The sequence below is a fragment of the Variovorax sp. EBFNA2 genome, from assembly GCF_033802765.1.
Classification (GTDB): Bacteria; Pseudomonadota; Gammaproteobacteria; order Burkholderiales; family Burkholderiaceae_C; genus Variovorax; species Variovorax paradoxus_H.
Genome location: NZ_CP138496.1, coordinates 163,249 through 176,768, shown reverse-complemented (window position 1 = coordinate 176,768; position 13,520 = coordinate 163,249). Strand labels below are relative to the sequence as shown.

The following is a 13,520-nucleotide window of genomic DNA, read 5'->3' as shown; positions in this document are numbered from 1 at the left end:
TTCCCGCAGCGAAATGAATGCGAAGGGACTTCTCGCTTTCTGGTCACGGCATCGAGTGCCAAGATTGATTTGCGAAGTCAATCTGAAACCTTTGAAAGGAGAAGCCCCATGAACGAGATTACCCGAGTCGGCGTGGATTTGGCAAAGCGCGTGATCCAGGTCTTTGCGGTCGATGCCGCGGGCTTGCGCGTCACCGGGCGCGCCTTGGCACGCGATAAATTCCTGGCTTGGTGCGCGCAACTGCCCGCGGGCTGCCTGGTTGCCATGGAGGCCAGCTCCAGCGCCCATTACTGGGCGCGCAAGCTGCAGGCCTTGGGGCTGGATGCTCGCATCATCGCAGCCCCGCACGTCGTGCCCTATCGCCTGCAAGGCAAGAGCGGCAAGAACGACGCCAACGATGCCGCTGCCATCTGCGAGGCCGCCTCGCGCCCGCACATGCACTTCGTGCCGATCAAGAGCGTGGAGCAGCAAAGCATGCTGTGCATCCACCGCCTGCGAGAGGGCGTCAAGGCGGACCGTACCGCCTGCATCAACCGCATCCGGGGCCTGTTGGCGGAGTTCGGATTGGTGTTCGCCCAAAGCCCTGAGGCGTTGCGCCAGGCGCTTCCCGACGCGATGGAAGATGCCAGCAATGAACTGGGCGCTCTGGCCCGGTTGACGCTGCAGCGGGCCTATGCGCAATGGCAAGAACTCGATGCACACCTGCGATGGTGCGACGAGCGCATCGCCGCACACGGCAAGGCCAGCGATCAGGTGCGCCAGGCCGAGCAGTTGTTGGGCGTGGGGCCGGTCACGGCATCCGCGGTGGTGGCTACCGTGGGCGACTTCAAGCAATTCAAGAACGGTGCGCAGTTCGGCGCCTGGCTGGGTCTGACGCCCCGACAGAATTCCAGCGGTGGCAAGAACAACCTGGGGCGCATTACCAAGCGAGGCGACGCGTACCTGCGCACGCTGCTGATCCAGGGGGCCAAGTCGATCGTGTTGACGGCGCACAGACGCGACGATCCGATCTCGCGCTGGGTGCAGGCCTTGCGCGAGCGCTCTGGCTGGCAGAAGGCCGTGGTGGCGTTGGCCAACAAGAATGCGCGCATCCTGTGGGCGGTATTCGCACGCGGGCGGGCCTTCGATGCGCACCACGTCAGTACCAAACCACCAGGCGCTGTCGCTGCGGTCATCGCGGTGTAGCGCGATCCGTTTGAAAAGCCTTTGTTGTCTATTTGTTTGCCAGACGTGAGTTCCAAGATGCAATGAACAGGTCAGACCGGCAGCGGGCAAGCTCGACTCCCCCTTGGTGATGCCGATCGAAATGGGCATCACGAGAAATGAATGGAGCCCCGCTGAGCGGTTCGTATCTGGGTCCGCACGGCCAAGTGCCAGTGCAACAAGACCGTCGGTAGATGTGCAGTCTGTTCCTCGTTTCGTTGCGCCTGGTTCCTCACCGCCTTGCAGGCAATACAGCATGGCAAGAAAACAACCCTGAACCCGTGCTTGACCGCGCGAGAAGTCCCGGTACAAGGGGGAGGCCGCAGGCCGGAGGACATTCGCGGAGGGAAGTACCCGGTGGCCTGTGCACGCGCCCTGAACAACTACTTGCGCGGCTCCACCACCGGAAACATCAGATCGAAGTTGTCGAGCATCCCGAACAGCTCCCCGAGCTTCACGCGGTTCCCATCGATCTTCACCTGCCCCGACTGCACGGCCTCGGGGAACGTCGTCTGCTTCAGCGTGATCGCATCGAGCGTCGCCCGGCTCAACGTGACCGTAGCGTCCGCACCGGCAGCCTGCTGGTTCTTCACATGCGTGAGCGCCGAGTTCTCCAGCGTCAGCACGAACTTCTGGTTCGAATCAGTGAAGTTCCAGTTGATCACCATCGTCTTGCCTTCGGCCTTGGCCGCATCGAGCCGCACGCCGAGGTAGTCGAAGAACAGCTCGTTGCTCACCGCCTTCAGCGTGTCGCCGTTCGCGCTGCTGCCGCCCGGGATCTTCGGCACGCCGTTGCGCAGTTCCATCGCGCCCACCAGGTAGGCGCTGCGCCAGGTGCCCGCCTCCGACTGATAACCGAGCTGTTCGAGCGCATCGGCGCCGAGTTCGCGTGCCGCGCGGTTCGCCGGGTCGGCGTACACCACCTGGCTCATCGCGCTCGCCACCCAGCGGTACTCGCCCTTCTTGAAATCGTCGCGGGCGCGCGCCACCACCGCGTCGGCCCCGCCCATGTACTCGACCGTCTTCTTCGCTTGCGCCACCGGCGGCAGCGGGTTCAGGTTGGCCGGGTTCGCGTCGTACCAGCCCAGGTACTTCTGGTAGACCGCCTTCGCGTTGTGGCGCAGCGTGCCGTAGTAGCCGCGCGTGGACCACTCCTGCTCCAGGCTCGCGGGCATGCGCAGCGTCTCGGCGATCTCGGGCGCCGTGTAGCCGTGGTTCAACAGGCGCAGCGACTGGTCGTTGATGAACTTGTACATGTCGCGCTGCTTCTTCAGCAGATCCACGATGCGCTCGCGCCCCGTGGTGGGCCAGTGGTGCTGCGCGATGAGCACGTCGGTCTTGTCGCCGAAGGCCACGCGGGCCTCGTCGATGTACCTGGCCCACAGGTTGCCGTCGCGCACCTCGGCGCCGCGGATCGTGTACAGGTTGTGCATGTTGTGCGTCACGTCCTCGGCCATGTTGAGCACGCGGAACTGCGGCATGTACATGAGCATCTCGGACGGCGCCTCCGAGCCCGGCACCAGCTGGAACACGATCTGCACGCCGTCGATGGTGCGCTCCTCGGTGGTCTTCTCGATGGTCGAGGTGGGCGCGATCAGCGTCACGCTGCCGCGCGCCAGCGCCTTGCCCAGTCCCGTGTCGACCTGGCCGCGCGCGCCCGGCGGCAGCAGCGTGCCGAACTGGTACTGCGAGCGGCGGTTCATCGCGTTGCCCGCGAGGATGTTCTCGGCCACCGCCGATTCCATGAAGCCCGAAGGCGCGATCACCTGCACCTTGCCCGCCGCCACGTCGGCCTCGCTGACCACGCCCTTCACGCCGCCGAAATGGTCGGCATGGCCGTGCGTGTAGATCACCGTGCCGACCGGCTTCTTCGGGCGGTGCTGGTAATACAACTCGAGCGCGGCGCGCGCGGTCTCGGCGGCCAGCAGCGGATCGATCACGATCAGCGAGGTGTCGCCTTCGACGATGGTGATGTTCGCCAGGTCGAAGCCGCGCACCTGGTAGACCCGGTCGGTGACCTTGAACAGGCCGTGAATGGCATTGAGCTGCGCCTGGCGCCACAGGCTCGGGTTGACCGTGTCCGCCGCCTCGTTCGCCTTCAGGAAGTCGTAGGGCTTCATGTTCCAGACCGGGCGCGGGCCGCTGCCGGTCACCAGCGCGTCGGGCACGGTGCCGATGAAGCCGCGCATCGCGTCCTCGAAATCCTGCCTGTTCGCGAACGGCAGCGCCTTCGCCATGTCGGCGTTGGCCTTCAGCGTGACGGGCTCGGCCGCCTTGGGCGCCACCACCGGCTGCGCCGTGGCGGTGAAGGCACAGGCCCAGGCGACGAGGGCCAGGGAGAAACGGGTAGGCGCGGAAGCAATGCGGGTCATCGATGTCTCGGGGTTGTTGTCTGTCGAACGACGGGGCACGGAAAGGGAGCAACGGCCAATTCTCGGAAGCAAGCAACCCCTTGGCCAATGCAAAATGTGATCTTGCTTTTGAACGAAAACGCAAAATGCAGCTGCGCCACCTCCAGCACCTGATCGCCCTCGCCGAACAAGGCAGCTTCGGGCGTGCCGCGCAGGCCGTGCACCTGTCGCAGCCCGCGCTGTCGCGCAGCATCGACGCACTCGAGCAGGCGCTGAAGGCCCGCCTCATCGACCGCGCCTACGGCACCGTGCGCTTCACGCAGGCCGGCGAGCTGGTGCTGGCGCGGGCCCGCGAGCTGGTCGCCGACGCGCGGCAGATCCAGCGCGAGGTGCAGCAGCTCGAAGGCCTCACGCTCGGCAGCCTCGCCGTGGGCCTGGGCCCCTTCGCGGCCGGCCTGCTCGGGCGCGCGGCGCTGTCGCTCATGACGCAGCGCCACCCGCAGCTGCTGATGCGCATGGAAGTGGCCGACACCGTCACGCTCTGCGAACGGCTGCACAAACGCCAGATCGATCTCTTCATCGCCGACACCCGCGACCTGAAGAAGCCCTCGGGCCTGAAGCTCGTGCGGCTGCCCAACGTGCCGGTGTCCTTCTTCGTGCGGCCCAGGCACCCGCTGCTGAAGCAACCGGCGCCGCTCACGCTCGAACAGCTCATGGACTACCCCGTGGCCGGCCCGCACCTGCCCACCGAAGTGGCCGCGTATTTCGACCGGCAGATCCGCCGCACCGACCGCGGCGTGTTCAACGTGACCTGCGACGACGCCGACACGCTGCGCCACCTGGCACTGACCGCGCACGCGGTGATCCTCGCGCCCCACGCACCCGGCCTCACGCCCGAGACCGCCGCGCTCGCGCCGCTGGCGGTGGCGGGCCTGTCACGCATGCGCACCCACTACAGCCTGGTGACGCTGGCGGGCCGCACACCCACGGCCGCCGCCACGGTCTATACCCGGCTGGTGACCGAGTTGCTCGGGCCCGCCAGGCAGGCCGCCGGGGCCTGAGCCAAAATGGCCCCTCCTTTGCCGCTCACCGCCTTGCCGTCCGTTCTCCCGTGACCACCTCCCGCCGGGCCCAGCCCCCCACCTTCTCGCCCGGCGAATTCCGCAAGGCACTCGGCATGTTTGCCACCGGCGTGACCATCGTCACCGCGCGCGCGGCCGACGGCAGCCTGGTCGGCCTCACGGCCAACTCGTTCAACTCGGTGTCGCTCGCGCCGCCGCTGGTGCTGTGGAGCCTGGCGCGCGCGGCCGCGTCGATGTCCGCGCTGCGCGCCGGCTCGCACTACGCGGTCAACATCCTGGCCGCCAACCAGAAGACGCTGGCGGAGCGTTTCGCCACCAAGAACATCGACCGCTGGGCCGACGTGGCCTACACCGAAGGCCTGGGCGGCGCGCCGGTGCTGCAGGGCGCGGCGGCGAGCTTCGAGTGCTTCAACCGCAGCCGCTACGACGAAGGCGACCACGTGATCTTCGTGGGCGAGGTGGAGCGCTGCATGCACGACCCCGACGCCTCGCCGCTGCTGTTCCACGGCGGGCGCTTCTACACCGAGCACCCGTTGTGAACCGCCCCGCGCTGCTGGCCGTCCTGCTGCTCGCCGCGCGGATTGCCAGGGCACGCCTGAGCCGCCATCCCCATCGCCGCAACCGCTGCGGCAGAACTGGTTGACGACCCCTTCTTCCAGGTCGCCGCGGGCCTGCAGGGCTGTGTGCCCGATGCAACGCTGGCCCGGAAGCTCGAACGCGCGGCGCGCACCGTGCCCGACGTCGAGACCGTGGTGCCCGACCTGATGGTGGGCACGCGCGGCAAGCCGCCCTACCCGCTGGCCGGGCACTGAGCGGCGCCGCACGGCCTTGGCGCCGGCGCGATACGATCATCGGATGAATTCGGCGGCCTTTCCGCCGCCCCCGTCGCCACCGATTGACCGCGAATGATCCAGCGCAAGACCCACCTCGATTCCCTGGCCATCGGCCTGCTCATCGTCTGCTGCGCGTTCTGGGGCTTGCAGCAGATCCTCATCAAGACCACCGTGACCGAGGTGCCGCCGCTGTGGCAGGCCACGGTGCGCATGGTCGGCGCGGTCGCGCTCCTGTGGCTGTGGTGCGCGGTGCGGCGCGTGCCGCTGTTCGAGCGCGACGGCACGCTGTGGCCCGGGCTGCTGGCCGGCCTGCTGTTCGCGGGCGAGTTCGCCGGCATCTACCTGGGCCTGCAGCACACCAGCGCCTCGCGGCTCACGGTGTTCCTCTACACCGCGCCTTTCTGGGTGTCGCTGCTGCTGCCGCGCTGGGTGCCGGCCGAGCGGTTGCGCGGCTTCCAGTGGCTGGGCCTGTTCATCGCGTTCGCGGGCGTGGTGCTGGCCTTCAGCGAAGGCTTCGGCCACATGAGTTCGTCGCAGCTCATCGGCGACGGCATGGCCCTGGCGGCCGGCATGCTCTGGGGCCTGACCACGCTCACGCTGCGCACCACGCGCCTGGCCACGGCCAGCGCCGAAAAAACGCTGTTCTACCAAGTGGCCGTGACCGCCGCCGTGTGCCCCCTGCTGTCGCTCGCGCTCGGCGAAACCTGGGGCTTCTCGTACTCCGCCTGGGCCTGGACCTCCATCGGCCTGCAGACGGTGGTCGGCGCCTTCGCGAGCTACCTCACGTGGATGTGGCTGCTGCGGCACTACCCGGCCACGCAGATGTCGTCCTTCACCTTTCTCACGCCGCTGTTCGCGCTGATCTTCGGCGTGGCGCTGCTGAAGGAGCCGCTCACACTGCAGCTGGTGGTGGCGCTGATCGGCGTGGCGCTGGGCATCGTGCTGGTGAACCGGCGGCCTGCGGTACAACGCCCGTCATGAGCACGAAGACCCCGACCCGATTCCAGCCCGTCCTCGACGAGATCGTCGCCACCCTGCGCCTGCAGCTCGGCCAGGGCGGCACCGTGGCCAGCTACATCCCGGCGCTGGCGCGCATCGATGCGCGGCAGTTCGGCATTGCGCTGCGCACCTGCGACGGCGAAGAAGCCGGCGCGGGCGACTTCGAAACGCCCTTCTCGATCCAGAGCGTGTCCAAGCTGTTCACGCTCACGCTCGCCATGCAGCGCATGGGCGACGCGCTGTGGGAGCGCATCGGACGCGAGCCCTCGGGCAATCCGTTCAACTCGCTGGTGCAGCTGGAGAACGAGCAAGGCAAGCCGCGCAACCCCTTCATCAATGCCGGCGCCATCGCGGTGGCCGACCGGCTCGTGAGCCAGGCCAAAGCCAAGGGCACTAGCGGCGATGGCGCCAAGGCCGACATCCTCGCGCTCATGAGCAGCCTGTGCGGCGAGCGCATCGACTTCGACGGCGAGGTGGCGCAATCGGAGGCCGACACGGGTTTTCGCAACGTCGCGCTGGCCAACTTCATGAAGAGCTTCGGCAAGATCGACAACGACGTGGCCGAGGTGCTCGACACCTACTTCCACCAGTGCGCGCTGCGCATGAGCTGCCGCCAGCTCGCGCGCGCCGCCGCCTTCCTGTGCCGCGACGGCGCGCACCCGATCGCCGGCGAGCCCGAGGTCACGGGCGAGCGCCAGACGCGCCGCATCAATTCGCTGATGCTCACCTGCGGCACCTACGACGCGGCCGGCGACGTGGCCTTTTCGATCGGCCTGCCCTGCAAGAGCGGCGTGGGCGGCGGCATCGTCGCCGTGGTGCCCGACAAGCTGACGCTGTGCGTGTGGTCGCCGGCGCTCGATGCGACCGGCAACTCGCTGCTGGGCATGAAAGCGCTGGAGATGTTCGTGGCGCGCACCGGCCTGTCGGTGTTCTGACGCACGTTCAGGCGGGCACAGCCACCGGCGCCACGGGCAGGCACCCCATGCCGTCGAGCGCAGCCTCCACGGCTTCTTCGAGCGGCGTGTGCGGCTCGCGTCCCAGAAACGCCACCAGCTTCGCGCTGTCCATGCCCACGGGCGTGCGCCACAGGTAGCGCATCTCGCGCAGTTCGCGAAAGGTCGCGACGAAGGGCGAGGCCAGCGTCAGCAGCCACCACGCAAAGGCGCGCACGGGCACCTCGGCGCCGGTGCGGCGCGCCACCACGGTGCGGATGGCATCGCTCATGCGCGTGCCGTCGGCGTCCCAGTGGCCGGCCATGTGAAAACACGCAAAGGCTTCGAGCCGATCGCGCCGCGCCAGCAGCTCGACCATCGTGCGCGCCACATCCGGCAGGTACGACCAGAGATGGCCCACGCCCGCGTCGCCCGGGTAGCTCACGGCCCGCACCGGCTGCCCCGCCTTCACCAGCCCCTGCGAGAACCAGTTGTTGCCGGCCTTCGGACCGAAGAAGTCGCCGGCGCGCACGATCAGCACGCGGGCGCCCTCGCGGCTCGCGGCCTCGAGGCGCCGCTCCATCTCGACGCGGATCGCGCCCTTGCGCGTGGCGGGGTGCTGCGGCGACTCTTCAGTCAGCAGCGGGAAGGCGTCGGGCCCGAAGTTGTAGACGTTGCCGGGCAGCACGAGGGTCGCGCCTTCGGCCTTGGCGGCGGCGATGCTGTGGTCGAGCATCGGCAGCACCAGCTCCGACCAGCGGCGGTAGCCCGGCGGGTTGACCGCATGCACGATGACCGCGCAGCCCTTGGCGGCCTGACGCACGGCCTGCGCGTCCATCGCGTCGCCGGCCACCCAGGTGATACCGTCGCGCTTTCCTTCGGTGGCGCCGCGCTTCAATGCGCGCACCTGCCAGCCTGCATCGCGCAGCTGGCGGGCCACCTCGCCACCGATGCCACCGGTCGCGCCAAGGACCAGAACCGTGTTGTCGTTGCGTGCCATGAAATGCTCCGGAAGAGTGATCGATAAGCGAATTCTGGGCAGGAGGGGGCTCAAATGGAATTGCCGAACATGCGCCATCGGCCATACATTTCTGTATGACCTGGAACATCAGCTGGGAGCTGTACCGCTCCTTCCTCGGCGTGCTGCGCGAGGGTTCGCTCTCGGGCGCGGCGCGCGCACTCGGCATCACGCAGCCCACCGTCGGGCGCCATGTGGCGGCGCTCGAAGAAGCGCTCGGCGTGGTGCTCTTCACGCGCTCGCAGGTGGGCCTGCTGCCCACCGAAGTGGCGCTGGCGCTGCGCACGCATGCCGAGGCCATGGAAAGCACCGCGGCCTCGCTGCAGCGCGCGGCCAGCAGCCAGGGCGACGGTGTGCGCGGCGTGGTGCGGGTGTCGGTCAGCGAGGTGATCGCGGTGGAGGTGCTGCCGCCCGTCGTGGCGCGGCTGCGCGAGGCGCACCCGGCGCTGAAGGTCGAGCTGGTGGCGACCAACCGCGTGCAAGATTTGCTGCGGCGCGAGGCCGACATCGCCGTGCGCATGGTGCGGCCCCGGCAGGCGCAGCTGGTGGCGCGCCGCATCGGGAACATCGAGCTGGGCTTTCATGCGCACACCCGCTACCTCGCGCGCCACGGCACGCCGCGCACGCCCGACGACCTGGCGGCGCATGCGCTCATCGGCTACGACCAGCCCTCGGCTTTCGTGCGCGAGGCGATCAAGTCGCTCAAGTCGGCCACGGGCTTCACGCGCGACGCCTTTGCGCTGCGCACCGACAGCGACCTCGCGCAGTTGGCCCTCATCCGCGCAGGTGCGGGCATCGGCGTGTGCCAGGTGGGCCTGGCGAAGCGCGACGCCGCGCTGGTGCGCCTGCTGCCGCGCGCGCTCTCACTCAAGCTCGACACCTGGGTCACGATGCACGAAGACCTGCGCCACAGCCCGCGCTGTCGCGTGGCCTTCGATGCGCTGGTCGAGGGCTTGCAACAGTACGTTGGCGTGGCGGCCGCCCCCGCGCCCCGGGCGACAATGCCCCGCGCAAGACCCAAAGCTTCTCCCTGAATGACGACGACCGATTCCCCCGACCACCTCCCCCTGCAGGAACCCCGCCTCTGGCGCGACGACCTCTGGACCGCCCGCATCATCAAGAACGAGGAAGACGACGGCTGGGCCGTCGAGATGACCCGCCACGGCGACCCCGAGCCCGCGCTCGTCGGCCCCTGGACCATGGGCCGCGACAAGAAGAACCCCAAGCCGCTGGACACGCCCGCCTTCCACACGCTGGTGAAGACCGCCACCGAGGTGATCCGCCGCCACGAGCAGCAGCTGCACGCCACGCTCAACAAGAGCGTGACGGTCACCGCGCGCAACGACCAGCGCATTCGCGTGGCGCTGTCGATCGTTCCCGACGAAGACAACCCCTCGGCCACGCTCACGGCGTACGACGATGCCGACGATTCGGAACTGGCGAGCGTGAACGTGTCGCCCGCGTTCCGGCTCACGACGTCGAGCGCGACCGCGTGGATCGAGTCGGACTACGCGCGCCCGCGCAGCTAGCCGCCTCTGATTCACGCAGGCGCTGCGCGCGAATAGCACACGCGCCGCCCTTTCGCCAATTAGCGAAACAGCGTATGTTCACGCCGGGGTGAGACGAGAAGAATCCGCCCCAACGAGCAATCGTTCCCAGTCATACGACGCCCGCTGCCAGTGCTGCCAGCGAGGTGTCGGGCAATAAAGCCCGAATCGGTTTCACCACCGGTTCGGGCTTTTTTGTTTTTTCGGTCGCAACAACGCCTTTTCAAAACGGATGCGCGTCATCCGGTGGCGCAGCTTTGCCCGAAGAGAAAGCACTGGCAGCACAGCGCTCGTTTGCAGGGGCCGCGCGGCGGGAGGAGACACCCACCACGCGGTTCCGAAGGTCGGATGTTCCTGATGACTCGCACAAAACCAAAGCAAAGGAATTTGACATGACGAACGCTTTCAACCGCCGCCAGATCGTGAAGACGGGCGGCTCGATGATCGTGCTGGGCGCCGCCGGCGGCGTGGCCGGCCTGGCCCGCGCGCAGGACGGCGCCACCGTGAAGCTCGGCCTGCTGCACTCGCTCTCGGGCACCATCGCCATCGCCGAGGCCTCGCTGGTCGATGCCGAAAAACTGGCCATCGAAGAGATCAACGCCGCCGGTGGCGTGCTGGGCAAGAAGATCGAGGCCGTGGTCGAAGACGGCGCGAGCGAGAACTCGGTGTTCGCCGAAAAGGCGCGCAAGCTGCTGGAGCGCGACAAGGTCGCGGCCATCATCGGCTGCTACACCTCGGCCTCTCGCAAGGCGCTGCTGCCGGTGCTCAACCAGGCCAAAGGCCTGCTGTTCTACCCGACCTACTACGAGGGCCAGGAGCAGGACAAGCGCGTGTTCTACCCCTCGCAGGAAGCCACGCAGTCGGTGATCGCGGCCGTGGAATGGATGGCGCGCGAGAAGGGCAAGAACTTCTTCCTCGTGGGCTCCGACTACATCTACCCGCGCACCTGCAACAAGATCGCCAAGCCCGCCATCGCAAAGGCCGGCGGCAAGGTGCTCGGCGAAGAGTACGCACCGCTGGGCCACACCGAGTTCTCGTCGATCATCAACAAGATCAAGGCCGCCAAGCCCGACTGCATCTACAGCACGGTGGTGGGCGGCTCCAACGTGGCCTTCTACAAGCAGCTGCGCGCCGCGGGGCTCGACGGCGCCAAGCAGGTGCTGCTGTCGACCGTGGTGTCCGAGAACGAGATCGACGGCATCGGCAAGGACAACGCCGCGGGCTACTACGCCTGCATGGGCTACTTCCAGAGCATCAAGTCGCCGGCCAACGAAAAGTTCGTGAAGGCCTTCAAGGCCAAGTACGGGCAGGACCGCGTGATCGGCGACCCGATGGAGGTGGCCTACAACAGCGTGTACCTGTGGAAGCTGGCGGTGGAAAAGGCCAAGTCCTTCGAGGTCGACAAGGTCACGGCCGCCGCCGCGGGCGTGGAGATCGAGGCACCCGAAGGCACGGTGCGCGTGCACGCCACCAACCACCACGTGTGGAAGAAGGTGCGCGTGGGCCGCGCGCGGCCCGACGGGCAGTTCGACATCGTGTGGGAATCGCCGCAGCCGGTCGAGCCCAACCCCTTCCCGAAGGTCTGAACGCGATGAACTTCGACATCGCGGTGATGCAGGTGTTCAACGGCGTGAGCCTGTTCACCATCCTGCTGCTCATGGCGCTCGGGCTGGCCATCGTGTTCGGCCTCATGGGCGTCATCAACATGGCGCACGGCGAGCTGATGGCGCTCGGCGCCTACATGACCTACCTGGCGGCGCGCTTCTTTGCGCACTTCGCCCCGGGCTTCATGGACCTGTACCTGTTCGCCGCGATTCCGTTCGCGTTCGCCGTGACCTTCGCGTTCGGCTATGTGCTGGAGCGGGGCTTCATCCGCTTCTTCTACGACCGTCCGCTGGACACCCTGCTGGCCACCTGGGGCCTGAGCCTCATGCTGCAGCAGGCCTACCGCTCGGTCTTCGGCGCGCAGGAAGTGAGCGTGCCGCTGGCCTCGTGGCTGGCGGGGGCGTGGGAGCCGACGGCGGGCATCCAGCTGCCGCTGAATCGCATCTTCATCGTCGGGCTCACGGCCCTCGTCGCGGTCGGTGTGTACCTGCTGCTGTACCGCACGCCCTGGGGGCTGAAGGTGCGCGCGGTGACGCAGAACCGCGCCATCGCCGGCGCGGTCGGCATCGACACGCACCGCGTCGACGCGATGACCTTCGCGCTGGGCTCGGGCCTGGCGGGCATCGCCGGTTCGGTGTTCACGATGATCGGCTCGACCAACCCCGGCACGGGCCAGCTGTACATCGTCGACTCGTTCATCGTGGTGGTGTTCGGCGGCGTGCAGAGCCTCATCGGCACCGCGCTCTCGGGCTTTGCCATCGCGCAGTCGCAGACCTGGCTGGAGTACCTCATGAGCGGCTCGATGGCCAAGGCCACGATCCTGCTGCTGGTGATCGCGGTGCTGTACTTCCGGCCCCACGGCCTGTTCGCCACACGCGCGAGGAGCTGACGCATGCACGGTCTTTCTCCTCAACGTACCCGCGACCTCGGCGCGATGGTGGCGGTGCTGGTGCTGCTGGCCGTGGTGCTGCCGCTCACGCTCGATCCATTCCGCCTGAACCTCATCAGCAAGTACCTGGCCTTCGCGTTCGTCGCGGTGGGCGTGGTACTCACCTGGGGCTACGGCGGCGTGCTGAGCCTGGGCCAGGGCATGTTCTTCGGCCTGGGCGGCTACATGATGGCGATGTTCCTCAAGCTCGAAGCCTCGGCGCCCGAGCTGCCGGACTTCATGGTGTGGAGCAGCGTCGAACAGCTGCCCGCGTGGTGGCAGCCGTTCCACTCGCTGGGCTGGACGGTCGTGGGCATCCTCGTGATTCCCGCCGTGGTGGCCTATGTGTTCTCGTACGCGATCTTCAAGCGGCGCGTGAGCGGCGTGTACTTCGCGATCGTCACGCTGTCACTCGCGCTCACGCTCACGGTGGTGGTGGTCGGCCAGCAAGGCGACACCGGCGGCGCCAACGGCATCACCGATTTCCGCACGCTGCTGGGCTGGGACATCGCCACCGACGAGGCCAAGCGCACGATGTACTTCGTCGAGGTGGCGGCCATCGCGCTGGTGATGATGGTGTCGCTCGCCATCGTGCGCAGCCGCTTCGGCAAGCTGCTGATCGCCATCCGCGACAAGGAAGACCGCGTGCGCTTCAGCGGCTACAACACGGCGCACATGAAGGCCTTCGTGTTCGCGGTGGCCGCGGTGCTGTCGGCCATCGGCGGGGCGTTCTACAGCCTGCAGGTGGGGTTGATCGCGCCGGGCGTGATCGGCGTCGTGGCCTCGGTCGAGATGGTGATCTACGCCGCGGTCGGCGGGCGGCTGTCGATCCCCGGTGCGGTAGTCGGCGCGCTGTTGATCGGCTTTCTCAAGTCGTACCTGTCGGAGACCTTTCCCGAAGGCTGGCTGTACTTCCTCGGTGCCGTGTTCATCCTCGTGGTGTGGGCGATGCCGAACGGACTCGCGGGCCTGGGCGAGAAGCTCATGCGCCGTCGCAGCACGGAGGTGGCGCCATGAACGCC

General features: G+C 67.7%; 13 protein-coding genes. 11 read left to right on the top strand and 2 right to left on the bottom strand.

The window, feature by feature from the left end:
* Positions 1–108: 108 nt before the first annotated feature.
* Positions 109–1,185, top strand: coding sequence for an IS110 family transposase (locus RZE79_RS00860; protein ID WP_319355424.1), 1,077 nt, complete (start codon positions 109–111; stop codon positions 1,183–1,185).
* A 401-nt stretch (positions 1,186–1,586) separates the two neighbouring features.
* Here RZE79_RS00860 and RZE79_RS00855 read toward each other — a convergent pair whose 3' ends face one another.
* Complete coding sequence (locus tag RZE79_RS00855; RefSeq protein ID WP_319358560.1) at positions 1,587–3,575, bottom strand: alkyl sulfatase dimerization domain-containing protein; 1,989 nt, start codon at positions 3,573–3,575, stop codon at positions 1,587–1,589.
* A 125-nt stretch (positions 3,576–3,700) separates the two neighbouring features.
* On the opposite strand from RZE79_RS00855, the gene RZE79_RS00850 reads away from it, so the two are divergent.
* The 5 genes from RZE79_RS00850 to RZE79_RS00830 all read left to right on the top strand — a co-directional run bounded on the left by RZE79_RS00850 (position 3,701) and on the right by RZE79_RS00830 (position 7,403).
* Positions 3,701–4,615: a LysR family transcriptional regulator gene (locus RZE79_RS00850; RefSeq protein ID WP_319358559.1), complete on the top strand. Its 915-nt coding sequence runs from the start codon at positions 3,701–3,703 to the stop codon at positions 4,613–4,615.
* Positions 4,616–4,665: 50 nt separating this feature from the next.
* Positions 4,666–5,175, top strand: a complete 510-nt coding sequence (locus tag RZE79_RS00845; RefSeq protein ID WP_101490556.1) for a flavin reductase family protein — start codon at positions 4,666–4,668, stop codon at positions 5,173–5,175.
* Between the two features lie 144 nt (positions 5,176–5,319).
* Positions 5,320–5,448 carry a hypothetical protein gene (locus RZE79_RS00840; RefSeq protein WP_319358558.1) on the top strand — a complete coding sequence of 43 codons (129 nt, stop codon included), beginning with the start codon at positions 5,320–5,322 and terminating at the stop codon, positions 5,446–5,448.
* 93 nt (positions 5,449–5,541) lie between these two features.
* Complete coding sequence (locus RZE79_RS00835; RefSeq protein WP_319358557.1) at positions 5,542–6,450, top strand: DMT family transporter; 909 nt, start codon at positions 5,542–5,544, stop codon at positions 6,448–6,450.
* Positions 6,447–7,403 carry a glutaminase gene (locus RZE79_RS00830; RefSeq protein ID WP_319358556.1) on the top strand — a complete coding sequence of 319 codons (957 nt, stop codon included), beginning with the start codon at positions 6,447–6,449 and terminating at the stop codon, positions 7,401–7,403. Before RZE79_RS00835 ends, RZE79_RS00830 begins: the two co-directional genes overlap by 4 nt.
* A gap of 7 nt (positions 7,404–7,410) precedes the next feature.
* On the opposite strand, the gene RZE79_RS00825 is transcribed toward RZE79_RS00830, so the two are convergent.
* Positions 7,411–8,400 (bottom strand): SDR family oxidoreductase, encoded by a 990-nt coding sequence (locus tag RZE79_RS00825; RefSeq protein WP_319358554.1) that lies wholly within the window; start codon positions 8,398–8,400, stop codon positions 7,411–7,413.
* 95 nt (positions 8,401–8,495) lie between these two features.
* Between RZE79_RS00825 and RZE79_RS00820 the strand changes: the two genes are divergently transcribed.
* The 5 genes from RZE79_RS00820 (at position 8,496) to urtC (ending at position 13,515) form a co-directional block, all read left to right on the top strand.
* A complete protein-coding gene (locus tag RZE79_RS00820) occupies positions 8,496–9,452 on the top strand; it encodes a LysR family transcriptional regulator (RefSeq protein ID WP_319358553.1) in 957 nt (318 codons plus the stop codon).
* Positions 9,453–9,947 carry a hypothetical protein gene (locus tag RZE79_RS00815; RefSeq protein WP_319358552.1) on the top strand — a complete coding sequence of 165 codons (495 nt, stop codon included), beginning with the start codon at positions 9,453–9,455 and terminating at the stop codon, positions 9,945–9,947.
* A gap of 410 nt (positions 9,948–10,357) precedes the next feature.
* Entirely contained in the window at positions 10,358–11,551 is a 1,194-nt protein-coding gene (urtA, locus tag RZE79_RS00810; protein ID WP_153281253.1) for an urea ABC transporter substrate-binding protein, read from the top strand.
* Positions 11,552–11,556: 5 nt separating this feature from the next.
* Complete coding sequence (gene urtB, locus RZE79_RS00805) at positions 11,557–12,459, top strand: urea ABC transporter permease subunit UrtB (RefSeq protein ID WP_319358550.1); 903 nt, start codon at positions 11,557–11,559, stop codon at positions 12,457–12,459.
* A 3-nt stretch (positions 12,460–12,462) separates the two neighbouring features.
* Positions 12,463–13,515, top strand: a complete 1,053-nt coding sequence (urtC, locus tag RZE79_RS00800; protein ID WP_319358549.1) for an urea ABC transporter permease subunit UrtC — start codon at positions 12,463–12,465, stop codon at positions 13,513–13,515.
* Positions 13,516–13,520 lie beyond the last annotated feature (5 nt).

Coding starts and splice junctions, on each gene's coding strand:
- urtB (WP_319358550.1), top strand. CDS start 11,557: ATGAACTTCGACATCGCGGTGATGCAGGTGTTCAACGGCGTGAGCCTG.
- RZE79_RS00855 (WP_319358560.1), bottom strand. CDS start 3,575: ATGACCCGCATTGCTTCCGCGCCTACCCGTTTCTCCCTGGCCCTCGTC.
- RZE79_RS00835 (WP_319358557.1), top strand. CDS start 5,542: ATGATCCAGCGCAAGACCCACCTCGATTCCCTGGCCATCGGCCTGCTC.
- RZE79_RS00820 (WP_319358553.1), top strand. CDS start 8,496: ATGACCTGGAACATCAGCTGGGAGCTGTACCGCTCCTTCCTCGGCGTG.
- RZE79_RS00850 (WP_319358559.1), top strand. CDS start 3,701: ATGCAGCTGCGCCACCTCCAGCACCTGATCGCCCTCGCCGAACAAGGC.
- RZE79_RS00815 (WP_319358552.1), top strand. CDS start 9,453: ATGACGACGACCGATTCCCCCGACCACCTCCCCCTGCAGGAACCCCGC.
- RZE79_RS00825 (WP_319358554.1), bottom strand. CDS start 8,400: ATGGCACGCAACGACAACACGGTTCTGGTCCTTGGCGCGACCGGTGGC.
- urtA (WP_153281253.1), top strand. CDS start 10,358: ATGACGAACGCTTTCAACCGCCGCCAGATCGTGAAGACGGGCGGCTCG.
- RZE79_RS00860 (WP_319355424.1), top strand. CDS start 109: ATGAACGAGATTACCCGAGTCGGCGTGGATTTGGCAAAGCGCGTGATC.
- RZE79_RS00830 (WP_319358556.1), top strand. CDS start 6,447: ATGAGCACGAAGACCCCGACCCGATTCCAGCCCGTCCTCGACGAGATC.
- urtC (WP_319358549.1), top strand. CDS start 12,463: ATGCACGGTCTTTCTCCTCAACGTACCCGCGACCTCGGCGCGATGGTG.